The sequence below is a fragment of the Ketobacter alkanivorans genome, assembly GCF_002863865.1.
In the GTDB taxonomy this organism is placed as follows: domain Bacteria; phylum Pseudomonadota; class Gammaproteobacteria; order Pseudomonadales; family Ketobacteraceae; genus Ketobacter; species Ketobacter alkanivorans.
Map to the genome: position 1 here is coordinate 4,883,982 of NZ_CP022684.1, position 23,815 is coordinate 4,907,796.

Consider the following 23,815-nt stretch of genomic DNA (forward strand, 5'->3'; position numbering starts at 1 on the left):
GGCTTCCTTGGCGGTTCTTATGGCTACCTGAAGGGGTGAATATGGAGAATGGCCCATGTCCGGTGCCCAAGGTAGTGCATTTTTTATCTTATTATTGTGTATTTCTTATTTCAGTTACGAAAAAAACGAACGATTACGAAACTGCTTGGGCCGAATAATAGCCAAATTGGTACAATGGTACAACTAAATGCATAAGCTTGTTGTATAGGTCTATCAGCAATCTGGCGGCAGGCTATTCGCTTAGTTTACATGCTTCCCATAATCGGGTACAAAGCCACGTCAAACTGTCACACCAGGAAGTACCATGTCCGTCAGCGATTCAGGCCAGATCCAATCCGCTAAAGCTGCTCCAAGCCCGGAGCAGGCCAAAAAAGCGAAAACCCAGTTCAATAAGCTACAGAAGCGTCTGCGCCGGGAAGTAGGTAAAGCGATTGCTGACTACAACATGATCGAAGCCGGTGATCGTGTCATGGTGTGTTTGTCCGGGGGCAAGGATTCTTATGCCATGCTGGAGATTCTGATGGGCTTGCAGAAAAGCGCGCCGATTGATTTCGAACTGGTGGCGGTGAACATGGATCAGAAGCAGCCAGGGTTCCCGGAACATGTGTTGCCCCAGTATCTGGATCAGCTTGGGATCGAGTATTACATCATCAACCGTGATACTTACTCAGTGGTTAAGGAAAAGATCCCCGAGGGGGCTACAACCTGCGGCCTGTGTTCCCGTTTGCGTCGCGGCACTCTTTATACGTTTGCCGAGGATATCAAAGCCACCAAGATTGCCTTGGGGCACCATCGTGACGATATCGTAGAAACCATGTTCCTGAATATGTTCTACGGGTCCAGGCTTTCTGCCATGCCCCCCAAACTGTTGTCCGATGATGGCCGCAACATCGTGATTCGGCCCATGGCTTATTGTCGCGAAAAAGATCTGGTGCGCTTTGCTGACTGTAAAGGGTTCCCCATCATTCCCTGTAATCTGTGTGGCTCTCAGGAGAACCTGCAGCGTCAGAATATTAAGATGATGTTGCAGGATTGGGAACGCCAGCAGCCTGGGCGCGTTGAGCATATATTTACGTCCATGCAAAACATTAAGCTGTCACAAATGGCCGATACCAGCCTGTTCGATTTTAAAAACCTGCAAATTGACCGCAGCAGTGAGCGTAAAGCCTATGAATTTGCCGATGATCAGACGGTGGATGGCAAACCGGCGCGGGATGCGGTAAAAATGGTGAACATCGTTAATCTGTAAGCTGTCTGCACCGACACTAGCCAAAAGGAAAAGGGCTTTTGCTCAATTATTTATGGGGTGGTTTTTTTCTGGTGGGGTTTGTCGTTGCCTTGGCACGTTATTTCGGCGGCGACGAGGCTGTTTTTCAAGCGGTTATTCAATCCACTTTTGATATGGCCAAGCTATCGGTCGAGATCGCCATCGGCCTGGTCGGCTTGCTGGCGTTGTGGTGCGGTTTGTTTCGCATAGCAGAGCAGGCGGGTTTGATCGCTTCACTTAGCCGTGCTTTGGCTCCTTTCTTTACCCGTATCATGCCGGAGGTACCAAAAGGGCATGCTGCGCACGGGGCTGTTACCATGAATTTGGCGGCCAATATGTTGGGGCTGGATAACGCCGCCACTCCGTTGGGGTTGAAGGCTATGCAAGCCCTGCAAGCGCTTAACCCGGTTAAGAACACCGCCAGCAATGCCCAGATCCTGTTTCTGGTGCTGAATACTTCCTCCGTCACCCTGTTGCCTGTCACCATTTTTATGTACCGCGCCCAACTGGGTGCGGTCGATCCGACCGATGTTTTTATTCCTATTCTGCTGGCCACTACCGCCTCTTCATTGGTGGGGTTGCTCGCGGTGATGCTGATTCAGAAGATTCCCTTCGATAGGGTGGTGCTGAGTTATCTGGTGGCGGGCGTGGCACTGATGACTGGGTTTGTGTACTGGCTAAGCCTGCTGCCGACAGCGGAACTCAGTGGTGTATCCCAGTTGATGGCCAATGGGTTGTTGTTGAGTGTCATTGCGATATTTATTGGCGTTGGCCTGTGGCGGCGGGTGCCAGTGTATGAAGAGTTCGTAGAAGGTGCCAAAGAAGGGTTTGAGACGGCGATCAAACTGATTCCATACTTGGTCGCCATGCTGGTGGCCATTGGTGTGTTTCGCGCCTGCGGGGCGCTGGAATATTTGGTGGCCCAGATAGGTGCCTTGCTGCTATGGGTTGGGGTTGGCAATGGTTTTGTGGAGGCGCTGCCGGTGGCATTAATGAAGCCGTTCAGCGGCAGTGGCGCTCGTGCATTGATGCTGGATGTGATGAATGCTCATGGGGTTGATTCTTTACCTGGCCGTATCGCTGCGGTGATGCAGGGTTCCACCGAAACGACGTTCTATGTTCTTACGGTGTATTTTGGTGTAGTCGGTATCACCCGTATTCGCTACGCGCTCTGGTGTGGGCTGTTGTGTGATGGGGTGGGAATGGTGGCGGCCATCGGCCTTGGTATGTGGTTTTTTGCCTGACCTGGGCCACACAATCTGCCATAATTCACACTGCTTATTATTATTCATAAGGTATTACTCTGATGAATGTCGGTAGGGTGGATCTTAATCTCCTGGTGTATCTTGACGTGTTGCTGCGAGAGCTTAATGTAACCCGCGCAGCGGAGCAGTTGGGCATCACTCAACCGGCCATGAGCAATGGGCTCAAGCGTTTGCGGGATATGTTCAATGATCCGTTGCTGATTCGGTCCAGTGAGGGCATGAAGCCCACCGAGCGGGCGTTGGATTTGCAACCGAAGGTGCGGCAGATACTGGCGGAAACCCAATACCTATTGGAGCCAAAACAGGAGTTCAAACCGCTCACCAGCAAGCGGGTGTTTCGCATTATGGTGAGTGATTATGCGGAGGCAACGCTGATTCCTGCCCTGATCAAGCACATACGCAGTGAGGCACCCAACATCATTCTGGACTTCCTTACCCCCAGTGATGTGAGCTATCAGGATATGGAGCAGGGTCGTATCGACATGGCCATCAACCGCTTCAACGAAATCCCCCAATCTTTCCATCAAAACACGGTGTGGACCGACAGTTTTTCTTGTCTGGTCAACAAAAACAACCCGGTGGCGCAGAGCTTCAACCTGAAATCGTACCTGAATGCACAGCACATTTGGGTAAGTAAAACCGGTATGGGGGTTGGCTTTGGGGTCAACCCGGAGAAGTCGGGCGGTTTGGGATGGATCGATCAGGCGCTGCAACGGATTGGTAAAAAACGCAAGATCACTATTTTTACCCGCCACTACCAGATGCCCGGTTTATTGGCTCAGAATAATGATTTGGTGGCGACGCTGCCCACCAAAGTGGCCAAAATGCAGGCGGAGAATTCTCAGCTGGTGATTCTGGAACCTCCTTTTTACATTCCTGAGTTTGAGTTGAAGATGGCTTGGAGCCCTCTGTTGCACCCCAACGCGGGCCATCAGTGGCTGCGTCGATTGATCATGTATACCGCCGAACGGATGGCGGATGATGAACGTCGCTTGTTGTTGGACGCCGAAGAAGACTAACCAAAACCCAGGCTGAGCAGCGACGCTATATGCTCTGAATGGTTAATACGGTTTTCTGCCAGCGCCTGATTGACCATAACCTCGATGCCGGGAACATCATCGAATAAGCCGTGGGTGATGCCCTCGCTTTCTGCCTGGGTCAGCACATCATTCAATTTGACGTAGGCCGCTGTTTTTAGATCGAGCCGGAACTCCAGCATGGCTGCCAGCAATGACAACGGCAGATGGCGGCTGGCGTAGCCGAACTCAACATTCAGATGCAACAACTGCTTGGTCAGTTCGCTTGCCCTGTGGATATCGCTTTTGCCAAGTTCATAAAAAATACCGCACAGCAGCCAGCTCTCACGGCATACCCAGTCTAAGCGGCTGGGTTGCGCCAGGCATGCGCTTATTCGCGTAGCCAGATCGAACTCCACCGCCAACTTCAGAAGTTCTGCCTGCTGATTATCAATTATTGCCAGGCGAAAACGTTCCAGAGCTATTTGTGCGACAAAGCGGGGCGCATCGCTGAGATTTGCCACTGCCTGCAAGTGCTGCAACAAAGCGGTGGCCAGCTCTGTATCACCTTGCTCAATGGTGTAGCGAATCAGTGGTTGATAGGCAAGAAACTGAGCATCGGTGTGCAGCCAGGGGGAGGCTTTTCCCATCAGCGCCAGGCTTTGCTCATAGCCCTGTAACTTGTTTTTCTGGCGATACACCAAATAGGCGTAAACAGCCTTCCCCATTGCATTACCCACGTGATCCGGAAATGGATCATGTCTGCTGTTAAAGGTTTCAGAAAGCTGCATGGCCAGCTCTGTTTCGCCACTCAGGTATCGCTGCCGTATCTCGGCTTGACTGGAGACCCCCAAGACACATTCGTAATGTAATTGATTGGCCAGCGATGTGGATTGCAATAGATAGTCTGCCGCATGCCCGGTATGGCGGCGGTTCAGTTCGATTTCACCGATGATACAATTCAGGGAGGTGCGCAAAGAGGTGTACATCTGCGGGTGCTTGATTAACAGTTTTAGCTGTGACAACTCCTTGGCAGTGAGTGCGCTACGTTGATGCTGAATCAAGGCGTAAATTACAGCGTAATTAGCCTCGGTTGAGTTTTTCGGTTCAGTTAGCACCTGGTTGGGGGTAAGTGTCCCCAGCAATGCATCCAGCGTGGATTTGGCTTCTTTCAAACGTCCGGAAATAGCCATTAACCAGCACCGGGCGGTGCGAACCGGTATCTGTTGGGCCAACTCCTGAGGCAGATATCCATTGTCTAGTAGCGTGAAGCTCTCTGACAACGATTGCAAATCCCCAACCCGCAGCCAGAAAGCCAGACTTTTTAGAAAGTACTCTTGAAGAAAATTGGGCTGCGAGTAACAGTGCGCTGCTTTGCAGCCATCAATGCGTAGATTGGCTTGTGTGAGCCAGGTGCAGGCTCGCCCAATCAATTGATCCTGGCTGTTGGTATCCAGTTGCCTGAAGCGCATCATGGCCCGGGCGCTCACCATGGGTGGTAAATGATAACGCAGTGGATGTTCAGGGTTGATGCTTAACAGGAATCGAGTTTCCAGCAGCTCTTCTATGACGCGCTCTGTATTCATTCCGCGCACACAATAGCCCCCAAGATCGGTGTTAAAGCGCTGTAGAAACGCGGTCTGGGTTAGAAGCTTTTGAGCCTGTGGCGATAGGTCGTCAATCAGCCTATCCACCATGCTGAAAAATAATTCTCGCCCCGTCTGTTCCTCATGGACAATGAAAGAAGGAAAGCGGCTCAAGCATAGCTGACCCAATTTGACCCCTGCAGGCCAGCCTGCGGTGATGCTCATTATCCGTTCATTGAATTCCTGATGGTTGGCATGTTTGCTGAGAAATACGCGGATCTCCTGGTGGGTAAAATACAAATCCTCGTGGGTCATGACGAAGGCATTGGCGCGGTGCTGGCTGTCCGCGTTACCCAGCAAGGAATGGCTTTGCCCAGATATGATCCAGTTGATGTTACGGCTTTGCCCCATAAACGCCACGAATTCTGGTAGCCAGGGGGCGCCTTCGAGTACCTGCATGTCGTCCAACAGGATGCAAAGACCAGACTCGCGCCGATCCAGCTGATGTTGGAATAGGTCTAAGCACAGCAGCGGGGCCTGTTCACCAAATTCATTGCAGAGAATCGCCCCTGTCACGCTTGGCTGTTGCTGCTCGATAGCGCGATTCAGGTGGGTAAAGAAATGGCAGGCATCTCTGTCTTCAGGCTGCAGGGAAACCCAAACGCTATCAGGATGTTGGTGGTGGTATTGCTGTAACAGCGTTGTTTTACCGCTGCCGTTGGGCGCAATCAGGGCGCGAACGGGGAGATGCTTATAGCTTTCCAGCTGCTGCAGTTGGCGCGTGCGCGGCACTAGGTGACGGTGATCTGCATCTGCAAACCATGTGGCGTCCTGAACAGTGGACAGAAAGCTGGGCATACCTGAATCTCAATATTAAGTTATTGTTATTAAAGATTATGTGGTACAGCCAAAAGAGAATACTGGTGGGTGATCGATAAGCGATCCTGTTGCTTTAGCTACCCATTGGTCCCTGAATCAACAGTAAACAGAAGGCTAAGTCCAATATAAGGCCAGAAATATGGTTAATATTCAAGCTGTAAGTTCTAGAAATGCCAATAAGAGAGTCGTGTAACGTTATAAAAATACAAAAGAAAACCCGGCATAAAGCCGGGTTTTTCAAGTGTAGCTACTAGCAGCCGTATTTAGCTTTGGCTTCGCGGCGACGACGGTGTAGGACCGGCTCAGTGTACCCGCTGGGCTGGCTGCATCCCTCCAGTACCAATTCGCAGGCGGCTTCAAAAGCCACGCCATTAAAGTCTGGAGCCATGTTGCGGTAGGCTGCATCCCCTGCGTTCTGGCGGTCTACAACGGCGGCCATGCGGCGCAGTGTTTCTATAACCTGCTCTTGGGAGCAGATGCCGTGACGCAACCAGTTAGCAACGTGCTGGCTGGAGATTCGCAGTGTGGCGCGGTCTTCCATCAGGCCTACATCGTTGATGTCAGGCACTTTAGAGCAACCTACGCCCTGATCAATCCAGCGCACCATGTAGCCCAGAATGCCTTGAGCGTTGTTATCCAGCTCTTTTTGAATCTGTTCAGCGGTGAGGCTGGAGGTGTCGGTCATTACCGGGATGGTCAATATATCATCCAGGCTGGCGCGGGCACGTTTGGCCAGCTCTTCCTGAACACCGGCCACGTTGACTTTGTGGTAATGCATAACGTGCAGTGTGGCTGCAGTAGGAGAGGGTACCCAGGCGCAACTGGCACCGGCTTTGGGGTGGCCAATTTTGGCGTCCATCATGGCGGCCATTTCATCGGGCATCGCCCACATGCCTTTACCGATCTGGGCGCGGCCTTTGAGCCCTGATTCCAGACCAATGTCAACGTTCCAGTCTTCGTAGGCGTTGATCCAGGGCTGCTGTTTCATGGCAGACTTGGGAATCACCGCACCGGCTTCCATGGAGGTATGGATCTCATCACCGGTACGATCCAGGAACCCGGTATTGATGAAGATCACGCGCTCGCGGGCTTCACGAATACAGGCTTTCAGGTTCACGGTGGTGCGACGCTCTTCATCCATGATGCCAATTTTGAGGGTGTTCTTTTCCAGGCCTAATGCCTGCTCTACACGCCCGAACAATTCAACGGCAAATGCCACCTCTTCGGGGCCGTGCATTTTTGGCTTAACAATGTAGACGCTGCCTTCGCGAGAGTTCTTGAACTGTCCGCTGCCTTTCAGATCGTGGATGGCGATCAGTGAGGTCACCATGCCGTCCAGAATGCCTTCAGGGATCTCTTCGCCATTGAACAGTACGGCTTCATTGGTCATCAGGTGGCCAACGTTGCGTACCAGCAGCATAGAGCGGCCGGGCAGAACCAGTTTGCTGCCGTCAGCGGCGGTGAACTCACGATCAGGGTTCATAGTACGAGTCAGTTTCTGACCGCCTTTCTCGAAGGATTCAGACAGGTCGCCTTTCATCAGGCCAAGCCAGTTGCTGTACACAACGCACTTGTCTTCGGCATCAACTGCAGCAACAGAGTCTTCGCAATCCTGAATGGTGGTGATTGCTGATTCCAGGCACAGATCGTTCACACCTGCGGCATCGCCCTTGCCGATGGCTCCGTTTTTGTCGATCTGGATTTCGATGTGCAAGTTGTTGTTACGCAACAGCACGGATGTAGGCTCGATTTCGGCACCTTTGTAGCCTACGAATTTTTGGGGCTGGGCCAGACCGGTTTCTGAACCGTCTTTCAGGGCCACAACCAGTTGACCGCCTTTAATAAAGTAGGCTGTTGCATCTTCGTGTTGACCACTGGCAAGTGGAGCCGCTTCGTTCAAAAAGGCGCGGGCATAGGCAATAACCTTGTTGCCACGAGCCGGGTTGTAGCCACGACCCTTTTCAGCGCCGCCTTCTTCAGAAATGACGTTGGTGCCATAGAGCGCATCATAAAGGCTGCCCCAGCGTGCGTTGGCAGCATTGAGTGCATAGCGAGCATTCATAACCGGCACCACCAGCTGAGGGCCTGCAATAGTGGCTATTTCGGCGTCTACTTTGGAGGTTGTAACCTCAAATTCATCGCCTTCTGGCAACAGATAACCGATTTCAGTCAGGAAGGCTTTGTATTCCGCCATGTCGATGGCTTTGCCGGCGCGCTGTTGATGCCAGGCATCCACTTTGGCTTGAATGTCATCGCGCTTGGCCAGCAGAGCTTTGTTCTTGGGGGCTAGATCAGCAAGGATCTTTTCCAGTTCCGCCCAGAAGTGGTCCGGTGTGACGCCCGTGCCCGGTGCAATTTCATTGGCTACCAGGTCATACAGTTTGGTAGCGATCTCTAAACCACCGATTTTGGTGCGTTCTGTCATCGTATCTGCCTCCAAGTGTCAGCTACCCCTATAGAAGTAGCCTGAATACATAAAGCTGAGCTTTGAAAGGGCTGGGATGATGCAGTTTACGCTGAAACCTGTCAAATGGTTTCCCGGCTGACCCATAAGTCGAAATTATGGGTGGTATTTTCGCTGTGAATAAAGGTGCCTAATCCAATATGTCGGCGCGGATCTGGAGCGTTTTTCCGCTGGAACCGGAGCGTCTGGTGGAATGATTAATGGAATCAGAAGAATGGCTCGCGGATTGACTGGAGCCAGCCAGTGGAGTCCATTCGCCTGGCTCAACCACCAGGACCGACTGGGCTTGGACCTTTTCGACTTTATTGGCGCTGTTGCGCTGCAGGCGTTGGTTAGTGGTGTATACCTCTATGCGAATTCGGTCTTTGGTGATTTGGGGCACTACAAACAGTTTGTTGCTCACAGAGCGGTATTCGGTGGAGCTTGCGCTCTGAAACGGGCTGAGGAACACAAATTGACTGATGGGGACATCCTGCCCCACTTCCAGCACGCCTTGTTCGCCTTCCAGCACACGGATTTGATGATCGACGGTGTCGTTACGGGTGCTGAACCGGTTTTTGCTGACGGTTTCTATTTGCACCTCACTGCTTCGGCTGGAGCCTTTAAACACCACGATATCTGCATCTGAGGAATTGTTTTGAGACTCCAATTCAGCGTTGCTGGCGTAGCGTAGCGAAATTTGTACATTCTTCAGGGGCCGGTCAACCTCTTCCAGGATTCTGAGGATCTCATCCTGCGCAGCGGGACTGGCTTTGACAAATAGCTTGTTACCGTAGGCAGTGATCCTGTCGTCTTCCCCCAGCAGGGGCTCTAGTATAGGAATCAGATTTTTAGCGGGTAAGTAGGTCTCATAGACCTCAGCGGTTTGTTGTGCTGCTGTCAGGGTGCTGGTGAGCAGTATGGTGATGAATAGAAAAAGCCGAATCACAACGAGAGCCTCCTGAGTTCAGTGCAGGGCATGCTGCGCCCCCAAATTTCGTCAAACTGGCGTCCGTATTTTACGGCATCCGGAACGGCCCGGAATTCGCAGTGGCCGCGCATATTGCCCAATGCAAAGCGTTTCACCATGCCCTGATCATCTACGATCATATATTCATCGGTCATGTCGCCGTATTCGCGGGGCAGGCTGCGGATCTCGCATCGGGTTGGCAGACGCTTTTGCAGTTCCACCAGGCGATGTCCCATTTTGGAGGCTTTGTTGGGGTCTTTCAGGATGACGCTGACGCTAAAGCCGCGTCGTTTCTTGAACAGAGGGCCAAGGGCATCCATAAATTCCGGTCTGTCGTAGAAGTCGTGATCCAGTTCCTGGGAAAAGATCTTGATGTGACGTTTGGCTTGAGGTGCCATGTGATCAATCGCACAGCGGAACTCTTCTAGGGTTTCCAGCAGGTAAGTGTCTGAGCTCTTGTTCAATACGAGGTCGGGCGCTTGTTGGATGAAGGACATGTTCACACCTGGGTTTTGGCTCTCTGGTAAGTGTATGCTGTTTCAGCGCAAGGGTGAAATACAGATAATTTACGCCGCCTGTTACATGCTCATCATCAAAAAGCCGGAAAAGGCTGCATTGCTTGGGGAGAGCGTCTCATCTACCCGTGTTTTCATCTCCAGTATGGTATCTCGATAGCGTTGGTAAAAATCCCAGGAAGGCAGCGGCCGGTATTCCAGCCCGTTCAGCTCAAATGCTTTAATCACACCCTTTACTGTGGTGGGTTTGAGAAAGACTTCATCCTGAGGGTGTACGTAATTGGGGATGATGGTCATCAGCGACCACTTCGCCAGTTTGACGGGGGCCAGGACATTCAGCATATCGTCAAAGCCTTTTTGTTGATTGCCGTACAAGTATTGCTTCATGCCGCCGGTAAGTTGTCTGAGTGAGGCGGGCTCAAGGGTTGGAATGATGTCGCGGAACTTGGGTTTTTCAAACAATGACACCATGGATGACCGACTGATGACTTTGCTCATGGCTTCTGCGGCTGCGAGCGGGTCTTTGAAGTGCGTTTTCTTCAGGGTTTGCTGAGCCAGCTCCACCATCTTGTCCATTTTGTGTTTCTTGCCGATGGCTTGAAGATCAGGGTGCATAAAACCGCTGGGGTACTTGCTGAGGAACAGCCCCTCTGCTTGTTTTAACTTCTCCAGGTTCATGTGGGTTATCCATCCTTGTCTAGCGGAAACTGTAGTCCACCATAAGCCCACAGACAGTGCAACCGTTGGGAGGCTGTTGGTTATTCCTGAAAGGGTTCCTCGTCGACAAAACGATCTTCTTCAAAATAGATCACGCCCAAATTGAGCAATCGGGTCAGCAGCTTGAGGTTTTCCGGCGTCTCGCAAAACATCGACAAATTGGCTGGATTGTAGTGGCGCTTTTTGCACAGATATAAAATCATCGACTGCGTCATGGGCGGGATGTCCATGGGGTTGCCGTTAATAAACAGCTGCTGGGGATTGTTAGGATCCCCTGTGTAGATAAAGCGGCTGGATTCTTCCCGGCGCACAGAAAGGTTGTCGTGCAACAGCTCTTTTACTTCTGCCTCAGGGTAGTCATCTTCCGGTGGCTCCGGGTTTTGATCGTATTTGGTTTGTGACAGGTACTCGCCCATCCAGCTGGTGATCTGCGCCCGGTCGGACACCATCCGCTGCAGGGTGTCTGCCACTTTCTCGACCGCGGCGTGGCTGATCCAGCCCGGGTTGGCCTGGACCTGTAAGTCGGGATCAGTGTAGCGGCTGGCCTGATTGGATTTTGCCAGCAGATAGTGAACGAAGTCGTTGATGATTTCCTGATCGCTAGGAGCGCGAAAACCCACCGAAAACGTCATGCAATCATTCTCGGCCACACCGTGGTGCGCCAGGCCTGGCGGCAAGTAGAGCATATCCCCTGGGTTAAGAATCCAGTCGTGCGTGGGCACAAAATCTCTCAGGATCCGAACCGGCAGGTTGGGGAGAAGTTCTGTGTCTTCATCACAGGGCTGGCCCAACTGCCAGCGGCGCTGGCCGTGTGCCTGGATCAAAAACACATCATAGTAATCATAGTGAGGGCCAACGCTTCCACCTACCGGGGCAAAGCTGGCCATAATGTCATCCGTACGCCAGTTGGGAATAAACTGAAAGGCTTCCAATAGATCGGCAACAGCGGGAATCTGATGATCCAGCGCCTGTACCAGCAACGTCCAATGGCTCTTGGGCAGGTTTTTGAAGGTTTTCTCGGTGAAGGGGCCGTGGCGCAACTCCCAGTCAACCGGGCTGCGTTCCAAAATGATTCTGGATTCCACTGAGTCATCCAGGGACAGCCCTGCCAACTCCTCGGGCTCTATCAGCTGCTCGATTTCAGGAAACGCGTTGCGTATCAGCAGGGGTTGTTTCTGCCAGTATTCCGACAGAAACAGTTCTGCTGAGCGGCCACCCAAGACAGCCTGCGGTTTAGAGGACATGATCGCCTTTAGATTTTCTTGGCTTGCTGGGCCGCATTGCCCACGTACGAAGCGGGGGTCAGCGCTTTAAGGCGTACTTTTTCTTGCTCTGGGATTTCAAGCGTATCGATAAAGGTGCTCATGGCGGCTTTGTTAATGGTCTTGCCTCGCGTCAGCTCCTTGAGTTTTTCGTAGGGCTTCTCAATGCTGTAACGACGCATCACCGTTTGAATAGGTTCTGCCAAGACTTCCCAGGCGTTATCCAGATCTTCAGCCAGGCGTTGCTCGTTGATTTCCAGTTTGCTGATGCCTTTGAGTGTGGCTTCATAGGCGATCATGCCATGTGCCAAACCAACGCCTAAATTGCGCAATACGGTGGAGTCGGTCAGATCTCTCTGCCAGCGGGATACCGGTAGTTTTTGTGCAAGATGGGTCATGATAGCGTTGGCAATGCCCAGGTTACCCTCTGAATTTTCAAAGTCGATAGGATTGACCTTGTGGGGCATAGTAGAAGAGCCGATTTCGCCAGCGATTGTTTTCTGTTTGAAGTAGCCCATGGAGATGTAGCCCCATACATCACGATCGAAATCGATCAGAATGGTGTTGAAGCGGGCGATGGCATCATACAGTTCGGCAATGTAATCATGAGGTTCGATTTGAGTGGTGTAGGGGTTCCACTGCAAACCCAGTCCGGTGATGAATTCCTCGGCGTTTTGTTCCCAGTCGATCTCTGGATACGCGCTGAGGTGGGCGTTGTAGTTGCCTACTGCACCGTTGATCTTGCCAAGGATGGGGACCGCTTTTATTTGCTCGATCTGGCGGCGCAGGCGGGCCACTACGTTGGCCATTTCTTTACCCATGGTGGAGGGAGAGGCCGTTTGCCCGTGGGTGCGGGACAGCATGGGCATGTCCGCAAACTGGTGGGCGAGCCCGGCAATGGCGTTAATGACTTTATCCAGTGTCGGTACCAGGACGTCGTCGCGGCCAGCGCTCAGCATCAAACCATGAGACAGGTTGTTAATGTCTTCAGAAGTACAGGCGAAATGGATGAATTCGCTTACCGCTTCCAGGTCTTCGTTGCCTGCGATTTTTTCTTTGAGGAAGTATTCAACCGCTTTCACATCATGATTAGTGGTACGCTCGATATCTTTAATGCGTTGGGCATCTTCAACCGAGAACTGGGTAACGATGTCGTTGAGGATCGCATTCGTCTCATCAGAAAACGCTGGAACTTCTGCAATACCTTCGTGGGCCGCCAGTTTTTGCAACCAGCGCACTTCCACCAGCACGCGGAATCGGATAAGCCCAAACTCGCTGAAAATCGTGCGCAAGGATTGGGTCTTGCTACCGTAGCGGCCATCCACCGGTGAAATGGCGGTCAGGGCATTCAGTTCCATAGTGTTTTCCTCAATCTGTATCGGTATTAGCTTGAAAAGGGTTCAGGATAATGTGATTTCGTTCTGTAATGATTCCAGGGCCTTCACCAATCGACGTTTGCCGAATGCGAATTGAAGCCGCGTACCACCCAGTTGACGCCACAGCATGGCAGAGCGTATGCCCGCCAACAGAATCGCTCGGATTCTGGCAGCGTTCTCCGCCCGTTGCAGATGGCTAGGATCCCCGTTAACCTGGATGCGGAATTTAAATTTTGCCAGAGTGTCCAGATAGATATCATTAAGCTTGGATACGACAGCCTGGCTGGCAATGCCATCGAAGTGTTGCAATTGGTTGGTGACCTGCTCCAGACGGGAACGCAACACACTGTTGATGTCTGCTTCGCGCCGCAGCAGCTTTTCGACATGCAGCATGCCTATGGCATAGCGAATGGCGTCGGCATAGCGAGCACTTTCTTTTTCTTTCAGCACCAATAACAGGGTGTCCACACCGAGTTTGGCCCCTTTAACGCCGCCATACACATCTTCAACGGATTTCGGATCCAGCACAAAAATGCTTTCTAAAACTGATGCATAGCCATCACTGTTGACCTCGCCAGTGCGTGCCAGCTGTTGTACCAACGCGGCCGCTTGAAACAACCCCGCCAGCGCCAGTGCTTTGTCCTCTTCTTTGTGCCTCACAGAATCACTCCCCATTTTGATTCCAGGTGCGTTCGATAACGCCGCCGCCCAAGCAGATGTCCTGATCATAAAACACGACAGATTGCCCCGGTGTTACTGCTCTCTGTGGTTGATCGAAGCGTACTTCAATTTGGCCGTTGGGTGCAGCGGTTACCAGGCAATCCTGATCTGGTTGGCGGTACCGGGTTTTTGCTTTGCAGCGCAACGGCAGATCGGGTTGTTCGGTCACCCACAGGATCTCATCTGTGCTTAACGTGTCCGTAAACAGGTCAGGATGGTTGGTTCCTTGCCCTACGATCAGTTGATTGGTTTCAAGGTTCTTTCTTAAAACAAACCAGGGTGCTTCTGATTTGTTGGCCAGCCCACCGATCCCCAACCCCTGACGTTGACCTATGGTGTAGAACATCAAGCCTGAGTGCTCACCGATGGTCTCACCGCCATCGGTGATGATTTTACCGGGTTTGGCGGGTATGTACTGCTCAAGAAAATCCTTAAAACGACGTTCGCCAATAAAGCAGATGCCAGTGGAATCCTTTTTATCGTGATTATCGAATCCCTGCTGTTGGGCGATCCCCCGTACAGCAGGCTTTTCCATATCACCCAATGGGAACAGTGTACGCGCAATCTGACGGCCGTTCACGGCGTGCAGGAAATAACTTTGATCTTTGTTCTTGTCCAGGCCCTTCAAAAGCGGGGCAACCCGTTCGTTGTCCGGGCCTACGCTTTCCCCTCTACGGGCATAGTGGCCAGTGGCGATAAAATCGGCACCCAGCGTCAGCGCATAGTCCAAAAAGGCGCGGAACTTCACCTCTTTGTTGCACAGGATGTCCGGATTGGGGGTGCGGCCAGCGCTGTACTCTTCGATAAAATGCTCAAATACTCGATCCCAGTATTCTGCGGCGAAATTAGCCGTATGCAGTTTGATGCCAAGGGTATCGGCCACCTGTTGGGCGTCGGCCAGATCGGTAAGGGCAGTGCAGTACTCGGTGCCGTCGTCTTCATCCCAGTTCTTCATGAACAGGCCTTCTACGGCATAGCCTTGCTGCAGCAATACATAGGCCGCCACCGAGGAGTCGACCCCGCCAGACATACCGACGATGACTTTTTTACCTGCGTTACTCATTGGGGTGCTCGTAGATCAGATCAAGCGGATAGCGCTTACCCGCTGCGAAGTCTTCGATGCAGCGCTGAACCAGTGGGCTGCGCCATTGACTGCGGCGGGCTTGCAGCTCATCCAGGCTCAGCCAAACCGGCCCTATGATGCCCTCATCCAATGGTGCATCGGGTACTTGTTGGATGGCCTTGGCCGCGAAGCTGAAACGATAATAGGTGACCCCGTTGGGCGCGTGGTAATTATAGATACCCACCAGATCGGTGAGTTTGACGTGCCAGCCGGTTTCTTCCAGGGTTTCCCGGATCGCAGCAGCCTGAATGGATTCATGTTCCTCGATATGGCCGGCGGGCTGGTTAAGCACAGTAGCGCCGTCTACCACTTCTTCCACCAACAGGTATTTACCGTTCTGCTCCACAATAGTGGCCACGGTCGCATGAGGAGTCCAGATCATAAGTCGTTTGAGTGTCTGTGCTGCAAAGAACGCGCAATTCTACCCAAATTCGGATCAATTCCCAACCGGTATAGGCGGTATTGATTGAGTTAACAGCTGGAAGGGAGCCTAAAAGAGGTGGGAACAGAACCGCATTAGGGCAGGCCAGCCCCCCTAATGCGGCCTAAATGCTCTGCGTATCAGGCCCCTGCCTTCATAAAACGGCGTTTGTAGGTCTGTACTTCGGAGTGAAGCAGGGTTTCGAAGTATTCAGCCATCGGCAGAAGCGTGGCGTAGTCCATGTCTTTGAACAGCCTGTGAACCACGGCATTGGAGCCTTTTTGCACAGTGCTGATGCCTATATCGGCCGCTTTACGGGTGATTCTGCCAATATCGGCCTCCGACACTGGCTTGGTGTAGAACACGTCGATACCGGCCCCAATCAAATCCTCAACGGATACGATCACATCACGGCGGTAGCTTTCGATATTGGGGTCTTCATGCACTCGCCTCATGTTGGCAACCACCCGTTGATACAGTGACTCTTCCAACTGGAAGCAGGCATACGCCTTGGAGGCATCGGTATCGTCCACACAGACCAGATACGAAAAGTTATTTGCCAGGCGCTCCAGATCCTTGATCGAACGGTTCTTGATGAGTTTGCGGATAACCAGATGTATTCCTTTCTGAACGGCGTGTATACCGGCGTCAGTGGCTCGTTTCAAGGTAGAGGAGATATTCGCCAGTTGAGCAGGGCGTTCGTAATAGGCGTCAAACCCTGCATCGGTAATGGCAATCAGCGTCTCTGCGGCCTGTTCGCACAGTTTGCGTGTGTCGCCTCCCAGATTGATCGCCGTAATCGTGTCGATCACCTGCTGATACAGAGATGGGTCAATGGGGTAACCAAAATAACGAATTTCCCGATGTTTTGATGCCGTTGTTTTCATTTTATTTTCCATTTCGCTATATTGCTGCTTAGCCTGTGGCAGATGCAGCATCATAATACAGAGTGTTTCTTAATGTAATTTGCCATAGAAACCTTGCCTGTGGGTCAGCCGGTCAGCCGCGTATGCCTGCATCCATTACTTTATACCTGTTAAGCACACTAAATGACTGATTTAACACATCTGGACGCCCAAGGGCGCGCCAACATGGTGGATGTCACCGATAAAGACATCACCTCTCGGGAAGCAACAGCAGAAGCCTTGGTTAGAATGCAGGCTGAAACCCTTAACTTGATTACTGAGGGCAAGCACAAGAAAGGAGACGTGTTTGCAGTGGCTCGTATCGCGGGCATTCAGGCAGCCAAAAAAACCAGCGACCTGATTCCTCTGTGTCACCCACTGATGCTGTCATCGGTAAAAGTAGAGCTGACGCCTCTACTTGATCAGAATGCGGTTCTTATCACGGCAGTTTGCAAGCTGGCAGGGCGCACCGGCGTCGAGATGGAGGCCCTGACCGCGGTTTCCGTTGCGGCCTTAACGCTGTATGACATGTGCAAGGCGGTTGATAAAGGCATGGTGGTTGAGCAGATCAGACTGATTGAAAAGCTGGGTGGAAAGAGTGGCCACTGGCAGGCAGAAAAGGAATCAACATGATCAAAGTACTGTTCTTTGCCCGCGTGCGGGATCAGGTCGGTTGCGCTGAGCTGGACATCGAATTACCGGCCGGTGTATCCGACGTGGCGGGTTTTACTGCGACTGTCAAAGCCATGGGTGCCGCGTTCGAACAAGCGCTGTCTGAGCCCAATGTTTTGATTGCAGTAAACCAGGAAATGGCGAATTCGCAAATGACCGTGGAAGATGGCGACGAAATTGCTTACTTTCCGCCGGTTACTGGAGGCTGATGTGGAAACTCACGTGCATGGGAGCGTCGATACCCTCATCAACATTCGCGTAGAGCCTCAGGGTTTCGATGTCGGCGCAGAATACAACCTCCTGCGGGAGCGATCCGAAAACAGCGGTGCAATCGTTTTGTTTACCGGGTTAGTGCGCGATTTTAATGCGGATGGAGCCATCGACGGCATCATTTTGGAGCATTATCCTGCCATGACACAGAAAACGTTGCAGACGATTGTGCAGCGGGCGCTAAGCAAGTGGCAGTTAGATGCGGTCACCATTATTCACCGGGTTGGCAAATTGCTTAACCATGATCAGATCGTACTAGTGGGGGTTTCTGCTCGTCATCGCGAAGCCGCTTTTGATGGTGCCAGCTTCATCATGGATTTCCTCAAGACAGAGGCACCATTCTGGAAGAAAGAAGTCACCCCGCAAGGCGACGCACAATGGGTGGACGCGAAAGTTTCAGATCAGCGGGCTCGTGAGCGCTGGTGACGCGGCTTTTGTTGTTTGCTGGATTCAGGGGCGGCTTTGCGTGATTTGGCGGGCTTGTTAGATGTGGTTTTTGAGGCTGCTTTCAATAGATTCTCGGGCACCGTTTCGATGCAGGATTCACCGGGCTGTAACGACCCGATAGACCAAGGTCCAATTGCGGCGCGCACCAGGCGCAGGGTAGGGTAGCCCACCGCAGCGGTCATGCGTCTAACTTGACGGTTACGGCCTTCGCTGATGGTCAGTTGGATCCAGCTGGTAGGAATATTGACCCGGCGTCGAATGGGCGGGTTGCGCTGCCATAACACACTTGGCTCGCTTATTCTTTCGGCCAAGGCCGCGCGGGTTTTGCCATCTTTCAGCATTACCCCGTGTCGCAATTGCGCCAGTGCTTGCTCGGAAACTTCTCCTTCCACTTGAGCCCAATAGGTTTTAGGCAGCTTGTGTTTGGGGTCGGTCAGGCGGTGTTGCAATTGGCCATCACCGGTCAGTAACAAGAGTCCTTCAGAATCGTAATCCAGTCGACCTGCAGGATAGATAGACGGCTGTTGGATATACTCAGCAAGGGTGGTTTTGCCCTCGTGAGGGGAAAACTGACATAGCACTTGAAAGGGCTTATTAAGCAATATAATTCGATTTGAAGACAGCGTTGGCTTATACATTATGTGATTGATTAATGGTCAGTTATCGCGAATTTCATGAGGCGAAGATACACAGAATTCTGTATACTTCGCGTACCTAAACCGTAATTGTATGTAAATAGGGAGTAAAAAACGACATGGGGTACCAAAAGATTAGGGTCCCAGCAGATGGTGACAAAATCACCGTTAACGCTGACCTGTCCCTGAATGTCCCGAACCATCCCATCATTCCTTATATCGAAGGAGACGGGATCGGTGTGGATATCACGCCGGTAATGCTGAAAGTTACCGACGCAGCAATAGAAAAAGCCTATGGCAACAAGCGTTCCATCGCATGGATGGAAGTTTATTGCGGCGAAAAATCTACGAAAGTGTATGGCCCCGATGATTGGATGCCAGAAGAAACCTTTGAAGCGTTGCGCGAATACATCGTGGGTATCAAAGGCCCACTCACCACACCAGTAGGTGGCGGTATTCGATCGTTGAACGTGGCACTGCGTCAAGAACTCGATTTGTATGTGTGTCAGCGCCCGGTGCGCTGGTTCCGTGGTGTGCCAAGCCCGGTGCATTGCCCAGAAAAAACCAACATGGTGATTTTCCGTGAGAACTCGGAAGACATCTACGCCGGTATCGAATGGAAAGCCGATAGCGAGCAAGCCAAGAAAGTCATCCGCTTCCTACAGGAAGAAATGGGCGTGACTAAAATCCGCTTCCCAGAAGGTTGTGGTATAGGCATCAAGCCGGTTTCAAAAGAAGGCAGCCAGCGCCTGGTTCGTAAAGCGATCCAGTACGCGATTGATAACGATGAAACCTCGGTTACCCTGGTTCACAAGGGTAATATCATGAAATACACCGAGGGTGCCTTTAAGGATTGGGGTTACGAATTGGCGGTAGAACGCTTTGGTGCTGAGCCTCTGGATGGCGGCCCATGGCACACCTTCAAAAACCCAAAAACCGGTCGTGACATCATTGTTAAGGATGTGATCGCAGATGCCTTCCTGCAGCAGATTTTAATGCGCCCTGACGAGTACAGCGTAATTGCAACGCTGAACCTCAATGGCGATTATATTTCTGATGCGTTGGCGGCAGAAGTGGGCGGTATCGGTATTGCCCCTGGTGCCAATATCGGCGGCAGTGTTGCGGTGTTTGAAGCAACTCACGGTACTGCTCCCAAGTATGCAGGCCAAGACAAAGTTAACCCAGGCTCTTTGATCCTCTCGGCCGAGATGATGTTGCGCCACATGGGTTGGACTGAAGCGGCAGATCTTATTATCAATGGTATGCAAGGCGCTATCGAAGCCAAAACCGTCACCTACGATTTTGAGCGTTTGATGCCCGATGCAACTCTGTTGCGTTGTTCCGAGTTTGGTGATGCCATTATCAGTCACATGGAAGACTGATAGCGGCATCAACGCCCGGTTAAAAAAGAAAAGGCTGTCGTTGAACAGCCTTTTTCTTTTTTAGGGTGCAGGGTTGGCGAACGTTGGTTTCAGCAAATAGCCCAAACCTCGCCATCTGTCTGAAATTAATCAGATAAATGTGCGATTTTGAAACCTTTAAAGCGTTTTACAGTCTAAAATAACAAGACACCCTCGGGGAGGGTGGTTGTTATTGAGATTGATTAAACGGCTTCGGCGTGGATCGTGTGGTGCAACTCAGTCGCACCAACTGGATCGTCGGCGTAGGTTTCCTGTTCGGAGGTGCTATCTTGATCTATACCGATAATCGCGATGTTAACGGCATGAAGACCTTTTGGCGCTTCCCTTTCATCGTAGGTAACTTGCTGTCCCGCTTTCAGGCTTCTGTACCCATCCATGCAGATGTAGGAGTAATGAACAAACAAATCTTCTCCACCTGTGTCCGGACGAATGAAGCCGTAACCCTTGGCGTTATTGAACCATTTCACTTTCCCGGTTGCCATAACTCAAGTCCTTCTGTTGGGACTACCTCAGTGTCGGTAGCCATAAGTCAATTGTTATTATTTTTTACTGTCGAGGTACAAACACTAAGAAATGTACTTCGCAGACGTGATTTGTGTTAACTTTTGTTAAACACAAGCCCCAATCATCATGATTGTGAAGTATTAGTCAAGTGTTTTTGCTGTTGAGCTGACCAGCGTAGCCCGAATATGGGTCAGTTATGAGGACTTAATATGTTAACCCCTGATTTTATGATTTCTGGTTATGAGTAAAGCCGAAGATCTTCTACTAACATTGAATAAGATGGAAAGCATGGGAGGCGAGCCATCCAGTCCGGATACGGAGCTTGATGACGGCATTGCGGTTGAGGAATCGAAGCCGGATCTGGCACCGCCGCCGCTGTACAAAGTAGTGATGCTGGATGATGACTTTACGCCGATGGAATTTGTAGTAGACGTGTTGCAGTTGTTCTTTGGCATGAATAGAGAGCAGGCCACGCAGATTATGTTGACGGTACATACCCAGGGAAGAGCCAGTTGTGGCACCTTTACCAAGGATGTTGCGGAAACTAAGGTGGCGCAGATAATTAAGTTTGCAAGGGAGAATCAACATCCCTTGATGTGTGAAGTGGAAAGGTTTCAATAGACCGGTTTGTCCACGGGTCGTTGTCGATATTCTGAGGATGAAGGTGTAAAGAGATGTTAAGCAAAGATCTGGAAGTCACATTAAATCTGGCATTCAGAGACGCTCGTACCAAGCGTCATGAGTACATGACTGTTGAACACCTGCTGCTGGCATTGCTGGATAATGAAGCCGCATCAACAGTTCTGAAAGCCTGCGGAACCGATCTGGACGAGCTTCGTTCAGATTTGGCCAACTTTGTGGATGAAACCACACCACTGATTCCCTCTAGCGACAGCGATCGCGAAACCCAGCCTACGCTTGGTTTTCAGCGCGTGTTGCAGCGGGCCGTATTCCACGTGCAGTCTTCCGGCAAGAAGGAGGTCACCGGTGCTAACGTGTTGGTGGCAATCTTCAGTGAGCAGGAAAGCCAAGCTGTGTATTTCCTCAAAAAGCAAAGTGTCGCCCGTATTGATGTGGTGAACTACATCGCTCACGGGATCTCCAAGGTGTCTGATGAAACTCACAACCTGGAAGATCACAGTCACGATGTGCATGAGGATGACCAGGTTTCAGAAGGCGCCGGTAAATCGCCACTGGAGGCCTACGCCAGCAACTTGAATGAACAGGCTATGGCAGGGCGAATCGATCCTCTGGTGGGGCGCGATGAGGAGGTCGAGCGCACAGTTCAGATTCTGTGTCGTCGCCGCAAAAATAACCCTCTGTTAGTCGGTGAACCCGGTGTCGGTAAAACGGCAATTGCCGAAGGCCTTGCCAAGCGTATTGTCGACAAAGAAGTGCCCGACGCTATCGATGATTGCGTAGTGTTTTCGCTGGATCTCGGTGCGTTGCTGGCTGGTACCAAATACCGTGGTGATTTTGAGAAGCGCTTCAAAGCCTTGCTGGCCGAGTTGCAGAAGAAGTCTAACGCCATCCTGTTTATCGATGAGATTCATACCATCATTGGTGCAGGCGCTGCGTCTGGCGGTGTGATGGATGCTTCGAATCTGTTGAAGCCGATGCTGGCTTCCGGTGACATTAAGTGTATTGGTTCCACAACATTCCAGGAATACCGCGGCATCTTTGAGAAAGATCGGGCGTTGGCTCGACGCTTCCAGAAGATTGATGTAGTGGAGCCAAGCGTTGAAGATACTTTTGAAATTTTGAAAGGTCTTAAGTCGCGCTTCGAAGAGCATCATGATATCAAGTACTCTAACAAAGCGCTGAAAGCGGCTTGTGAGTTATCGGCCCGCTATATTAACGATCGGCACTTGCCTGACAAAGCCATTGACGTCATTGATGAGGTCGGTGCTTATCAGCGTTTGTTGCCACCCAGCAAGCGTAAGAAGGTAATCTCGGTTGCCGATGTAGAAGCGATTGTGTCCAAGATTGCGCGCATTCCTCCAAAAACGGTTTCTGCCAACGACAAAGAGCTGTTGTCGAATCTTGAGCGCGATCTGAAGATGGTGGTGTTTGGGCAGAATGATGCAATTGATGCGCTCTCAAGTGCGATCAAACTGGCTCGGGCTGGTTTGAGTCATCCCGATCGTCCGATTGGATCCTTCCTGTTTGCCGGCCCTACTGGGGTAGGTAAAACTGAGGTTACCAAGCAGTTGGCGAAAGTCATGGGTATGGAGCTTATCCGCTTCGATATGTCTGAGTACATGGAGCGTCACACGGTGTCACGTTTGATTGGTGCGCCTCCGGGGTATGTAGGTTTTGATCAGGGCGGCCTGTTGACTGAAGCCGTCACTAAATCGCCCCATGCGGTGCTGCTGCTGGATGAGATTGAGAAGGCTCACCCAGAGGTGTTTAACCTGTTGCTGCAAGTGATGGATCACGGCACCCTGACTGACAATAACGGCCGCAAGGCGGATTTCCGCAACGTTATCCTGGTTATGACCACCAACGCCGGTGCAGAGTCGGTTGCTAGAGCCTCTATCGGCTTCACGCAGCAGGATCATACTACTGACGGAATGGAAGCCATCAAGCGCATGTTTACACCTGAGTTCCGCAACCGTTTGGATTCCGTTATTCAGTTCCACAACCTGGATATGGAAATCATCAAGGGAGTGGTGGACAAGTTCCTTACAGAGCTTCAGGCCCAGCTGGATGATAAGCGTGTTATGTTGGATGTGGATGACGCTGCGCGTAATTGGCTGGCAGAGAAAGGCTACGACAAGGATATGGGTGCCCGCCCGATGAATCGTTTGATTCAGGAGAAGCTGAAACGTCCGCTGGCAGAGAAGATTCTGTTTGGCGAGCTATCAGAGAATGGCGGTACCGTTCATATTTCCGAAGAAGACGGCGAGCTGATATTCGATACAGAGCCTGCCTGATAAATTTAAGCACAATCACAAACGACAAAAACGAGCCTACTGGGCTCGTTTTTGTTTTGAATGCTTTTTAGCTGAAGCTTATCAGCGTACGCGGTAAGTGATGCGGCCCTTCGACAAATCGTAAGGTGTCATCTCTACTTTCACGCGATCACCGGTGAGTATGCGAATGTAGTTTTTGCGCATCTTTCCGGAAATGTGGGCCGTTACAACGTGCCCGTTGTCCAGTTCCACACGGAACATGGTGTTGGGAAGGGTATCAGTAATGGTACCTTCCATTTCAATGGAATCTTCTTTCGACATCCAGTGATATCCTCTCAGTGCATGGGTAATGCAGTCGGTTTTTGGGCAGTCGAGCTGCCAACGAGGCGTGAATTTTGCCGTAAAAGCAGGCATTTATCAAAGCTAAAGTGGCTTTATTGTGGCTTAGGGAATATTCAGCGGCGTAGGCGGGGTTTAAAATGCTCG

23 protein-coding genes are annotated in these 23,815 nt (G+C 51.5%); 9 read left to right on the forward strand and 14 right to left on the reverse strand.

The window, feature by feature from the left end; genetic code table 11:
• Positions 1-304 precede the first annotated feature (304 nt).
• The 3 genes from ttcA (at position 305) to Kalk_RS21015 (ending at position 3,551) form a co-directional block, all read left to right on the forward strand.
• The gene (gene ttcA / locus Kalk_RS21005) at positions 305-1,249 is read left to right on the forward strand and encodes a tRNA 2-thiocytidine(32) synthetase TtcA (protein WP_101896119.1); all 945 of its coding nucleotides are present in this window, start codon (positions 305-307) and stop codon (positions 1,247-1,249) included.
• A gap of 38 nt (positions 1,250-1,287) precedes the next feature.
• Positions 1,288-2,511, forward strand: a complete 1,224-nt coding sequence (locus Kalk_RS21010; RefSeq protein ID WP_101896120.1) for a nucleoside recognition domain-containing protein — start codon at positions 1,288-1,290, stop codon at positions 2,509-2,511.
• Between the two features lie 62 nt (positions 2,512-2,573).
• The gene (locus tag Kalk_RS21015; protein WP_101896121.1) at positions 2,574-3,551 is read left to right on the forward strand and encodes a LysR family transcriptional regulator; all 978 of its coding nucleotides are present in this window, start codon (positions 2,574-2,576) and stop codon (positions 3,549-3,551) included.
• On the opposite strand, the gene Kalk_RS21020 is transcribed toward Kalk_RS21015, so the two are convergent.
• The 11 genes from Kalk_RS21020 to Kalk_RS21070 all read right to left on the reverse strand — a co-directional run bounded on the left by Kalk_RS21020 (position 3,548) and on the right by Kalk_RS21070 (position 16,447).
• Positions 3,548-5,992: an AAA family ATPase gene (locus Kalk_RS21020; RefSeq protein WP_101896122.1), complete on the reverse strand. Its 2,445-nt coding sequence runs from the start codon at positions 5,990-5,992 to the stop codon at positions 3,548-3,550. The genes Kalk_RS21015 and Kalk_RS21020 overlap by 4 nt on opposite strands.
• A gap of 271 nt (positions 5,993-6,263) precedes the next feature.
• Entirely contained in the window at positions 6,264-8,438 is a 2,175-nt protein-coding gene (locus tag Kalk_RS21025; RefSeq protein ID WP_101896123.1) for a malate synthase G, read from the reverse strand.
• Between the two features lie 169 nt (positions 8,439-8,607).
• Positions 8,608-9,405, reverse strand: coding sequence for a hypothetical protein (locus Kalk_RS21030; RefSeq protein WP_101896124.1), 798 nt, complete (start codon positions 9,403-9,405; stop codon positions 8,608-8,610).
• Positions 9,402-9,923: a DUF7931 domain-containing protein gene (locus Kalk_RS21035; protein ID WP_101896125.1), complete on the reverse strand. Its 522-nt coding sequence runs from the start codon at positions 9,921-9,923 to the stop codon at positions 9,402-9,404. The genes Kalk_RS21030 and Kalk_RS21035 overlap by 4 nt, the downstream gene beginning before the upstream one ends.
• 81 nt (positions 9,924-10,004) lie before the next feature.
• Complete coding sequence (locus Kalk_RS21040; RefSeq protein ID WP_101896126.1) at positions 10,005-10,619, reverse strand: hypothetical protein; 615 nt, start codon at positions 10,617-10,619, stop codon at positions 10,005-10,007.
• An 80-nt stretch (positions 10,620-10,699) separates the two neighbouring features.
• Positions 10,700-11,902 (reverse strand): cupin domain-containing protein, encoded by a 1,203-nt coding sequence (locus Kalk_RS21045; RefSeq protein WP_101896127.1) that lies wholly within the window; start codon positions 11,900-11,902, stop codon positions 10,700-10,702.
• 8 nt (positions 11,903-11,910) lie between these two features.
• Positions 11,911-13,278, reverse strand: a complete 1,368-nt coding sequence (gene purB / locus Kalk_RS21050; RefSeq protein ID WP_101896128.1) for an adenylosuccinate lyase — start codon at positions 13,276-13,278, stop codon at positions 11,911-11,913.
• 42 nt (positions 13,279-13,320) lie between these two features.
• The gene (hflD, locus tag Kalk_RS21055) at positions 13,321-13,956 is read right to left on the reverse strand and encodes a high frequency lysogenization protein HflD (RefSeq protein WP_158643628.1); all 636 of its coding nucleotides are present in this window, start codon (positions 13,954-13,956) and stop codon (positions 13,321-13,323) included.
• A gap of 4 nt (positions 13,957-13,960) precedes the next feature.
• On the reverse strand, positions 13,961-15,079 hold the full coding sequence (gene mnmA, locus Kalk_RS21060; protein WP_101896130.1) for a tRNA 2-thiouridine(34) synthase MnmA: 1,119 nt from the start codon (positions 15,077-15,079) through the stop codon (positions 13,961-13,963).
• Positions 15,072-15,521, reverse strand: coding sequence for an NUDIX hydrolase (locus tag Kalk_RS21065; protein ID WP_101896131.1), 450 nt, complete (start codon positions 15,519-15,521; stop codon positions 15,072-15,074). The genes mnmA and Kalk_RS21065 overlap by 8 nt, the downstream gene beginning before the upstream one ends.
• 179 nt (positions 15,522-15,700) lie before the next feature.
• Positions 15,701-16,447, reverse strand: a complete 747-nt coding sequence (locus Kalk_RS21070; protein ID WP_158643629.1) for a hypothetical protein — start codon at positions 16,445-16,447, stop codon at positions 15,701-15,703.
• Between the two features lie 162 nt (positions 16,448-16,609).
• Here Kalk_RS21070 and moaC point away from each other — a divergent pair, with 162 nt between their 5' ends.
• Genes moaC through moaE form a run of 3 tightly spaced genes read left to right on the forward strand, consistent with a single transcriptional unit; the run spans position 16,610 to position 17,833 of the window.
• Positions 16,610-17,098: a cyclic pyranopterin monophosphate synthase MoaC gene (moaC, locus tag Kalk_RS21075; RefSeq protein ID WP_101896133.1), complete on the forward strand. Its 489-nt coding sequence runs from the start codon at positions 16,610-16,612 to the stop codon at positions 17,096-17,098.
• Entirely contained in the window at positions 17,095-17,346 is a 252-nt protein-coding gene (gene moaD / locus Kalk_RS21080) for a molybdopterin converting factor subunit 1 (protein ID WP_101896134.1), read from the forward strand. The genes moaC and moaD overlap by 4 nt, the downstream gene beginning before the upstream one ends.
• A 1-nt stretch (position 17,347) precedes the next feature.
• Positions 17,348-17,833 (forward strand): molybdopterin synthase catalytic subunit MoaE, encoded by a 486-nt coding sequence (gene moaE, locus Kalk_RS21085; protein ID WP_233716745.1) that lies wholly within the window; start codon positions 17,348-17,350, stop codon positions 17,831-17,833.
• Here moaE and Kalk_RS21090 read toward each other — a convergent pair.
• Entirely contained in the window at positions 17,809-18,492 is a 684-nt protein-coding gene (locus tag Kalk_RS21090; protein ID WP_101896135.1) for a pseudouridine synthase, read from the reverse strand. The two genes, moaE and Kalk_RS21090, sit on opposite strands and share 25 nt — an antisense overlap.
• Before the next feature lie 116 nt (positions 18,493-18,608).
• Here Kalk_RS21090 and icd point away from each other — a divergent pair, with 116 nt between their 5' ends.
• The gene (gene icd / locus Kalk_RS21095) at positions 18,609-19,871 is read left to right on the forward strand and encodes an NADP-dependent isocitrate dehydrogenase (RefSeq protein WP_101896136.1); all 1,263 of its coding nucleotides are present in this window, start codon (positions 18,609-18,611) and stop codon (positions 19,869-19,871) included.
• A 221-nt stretch (positions 19,872-20,092) separates the two neighbouring features.
• Here icd and Kalk_RS21100 read toward each other — a convergent pair whose 3' ends face one another.
• Positions 20,093-20,392, reverse strand: coding sequence for a cold-shock protein (locus Kalk_RS21100; protein WP_101896137.1), 300 nt, complete (start codon positions 20,390-20,392; stop codon positions 20,093-20,095).
• A gap of 301 nt (positions 20,393-20,693) precedes the next feature.
• On the opposite strand from Kalk_RS21100, the gene clpS reads away from it, so the two are divergent.
• Together clpS and clpA are read left to right on the forward strand one after the other, a co-directional pair.
• Positions 20,694-21,035: an ATP-dependent Clp protease adapter ClpS gene (gene clpS, locus Kalk_RS21105; protein ID WP_233716921.1), complete on the forward strand. Its 342-nt coding sequence runs from the start codon at positions 20,694-20,696 to the stop codon at positions 21,033-21,035.
• A gap of 53 nt (positions 21,036-21,088) precedes the next feature.
• The gene (gene clpA / locus Kalk_RS21110; protein WP_101896139.1) at positions 21,089-23,350 is read left to right on the forward strand and encodes an ATP-dependent Clp protease ATP-binding subunit ClpA; all 2,262 of its coding nucleotides are present in this window, start codon (positions 21,089-21,091) and stop codon (positions 23,348-23,350) included.
• Between the two features lie 81 nt (positions 23,351-23,431).
• Here the strand turns inward: clpA and infA are convergent, their stop codons facing one another.
• On the reverse strand, positions 23,432-23,650 hold the full coding sequence (gene infA, locus Kalk_RS21115; RefSeq protein ID WP_101896140.1) for a translation initiation factor IF-1: 219 nt from the start codon (positions 23,648-23,650) through the stop codon (positions 23,432-23,434).
• Between the last annotated feature and the right edge of the window lie 165 nt (positions 23,651-23,815).

Excerpts from the sequence above, each read along its gene's own strand:
- moaD (WP_101896134.1), top strand. The coding sequence starts at position 17,095 with ATGATCAAAGTACTGTTCTTTGCCCGCGTGCGGGATCAGGTCGGTTGC.
- Kalk_RS21020 (WP_101896122.1), bottom strand. The coding sequence starts at position 5,992 with ATGCCCAGCTTTCTGTCCACTGTTCAGGACGCCACATGGTTTGCAGAT.
- infA (WP_101896140.1), bottom strand. The coding sequence starts at position 23,650 with ATGTCGAAAGAAGATTCCATTGAAATGGAAGGTACCATTACTGATACC.
- Kalk_RS21040 (WP_101896126.1), bottom strand. The coding sequence starts at position 10,619 with ATGAACCTGGAGAAGTTAAAACAAGCAGAGGGGCTGTTCCTCAGCAAG.
- ttcA (WP_101896119.1), top strand. The coding sequence starts at position 305 with ATGTCCGTCAGCGATTCAGGCCAGATCCAATCCGCTAAAGCTGCTCCA.
- moaC (WP_101896133.1), top strand. The coding sequence starts at position 16,610 with ATGACTGATTTAACACATCTGGACGCCCAAGGGCGCGCCAACATGGTG.
- Kalk_RS21090 (WP_101896135.1), bottom strand. The coding sequence starts at position 18,492 with ATGTATAAGCCAACGCTGTCTTCAAATCGAATTATATTGCTTAATAAG.
- Kalk_RS21100 (WP_101896137.1), bottom strand. The coding sequence starts at position 20,392 with ATGGCAACCGGGAAAGTGAAATGGTTCAATAACGCCAAGGGTTACGGC.
- Kalk_RS21045 (WP_101896127.1), bottom strand. The coding sequence starts at position 11,902 with ATGTCCTCTAAACCGCAGGCTGTCTTGGGTGGCCGCTCAGCAGAACTG.
- Kalk_RS21065 (WP_101896131.1), bottom strand. The coding sequence starts at position 15,521 with ATGATCTGGACTCCTCATGCGACCGTGGCCACTATTGTGGAGCAGAAC.
- mnmA (WP_101896130.1), bottom strand. The coding sequence starts at position 15,079 with ATGAGTAACGCAGGTAAAAAAGTCATCGTCGGTATGTCTGGCGGGGTC.
- Kalk_RS21070 (WP_158643629.1), bottom strand. The coding sequence starts at position 16,447 with ATGAAAACAACGGCATCAAAACATCGGGAAATTCGTTATTTTGGTTAC.
- clpS (WP_233716921.1), top strand. The coding sequence starts at position 20,694 with ATGGAAAGCATGGGAGGCGAGCCATCCAGTCCGGATACGGAGCTTGAT.
- clpA (WP_101896139.1), top strand. The coding sequence starts at position 21,089 with ATGTTAAGCAAAGATCTGGAAGTCACATTAAATCTGGCATTCAGAGAC.
- Kalk_RS21035 (WP_101896125.1), bottom strand. The coding sequence starts at position 9,923 with ATGTCCTTCATCCAACAAGCGCCCGACCTCGTATTGAACAAGAGCTCA.
- icd (WP_101896136.1), top strand. The coding sequence starts at position 18,609 with ATGGGGTACCAAAAGATTAGGGTCCCAGCAGATGGTGACAAAATCACC.
- purB (WP_101896128.1), bottom strand. The coding sequence starts at position 13,278 with ATGGAACTGAATGCCCTGACCGCCATTTCACCGGTGGATGGCCGCTAC.
- Kalk_RS21025 (WP_101896123.1), bottom strand. The coding sequence starts at position 8,438 with ATGACAGAACGCACCAAAATCGGTGGTTTAGAGATCGCTACCAAACTG.
- Kalk_RS21015 (WP_101896121.1), top strand. The coding sequence starts at position 2,574 with ATGAATGTCGGTAGGGTGGATCTTAATCTCCTGGTGTATCTTGACGTG.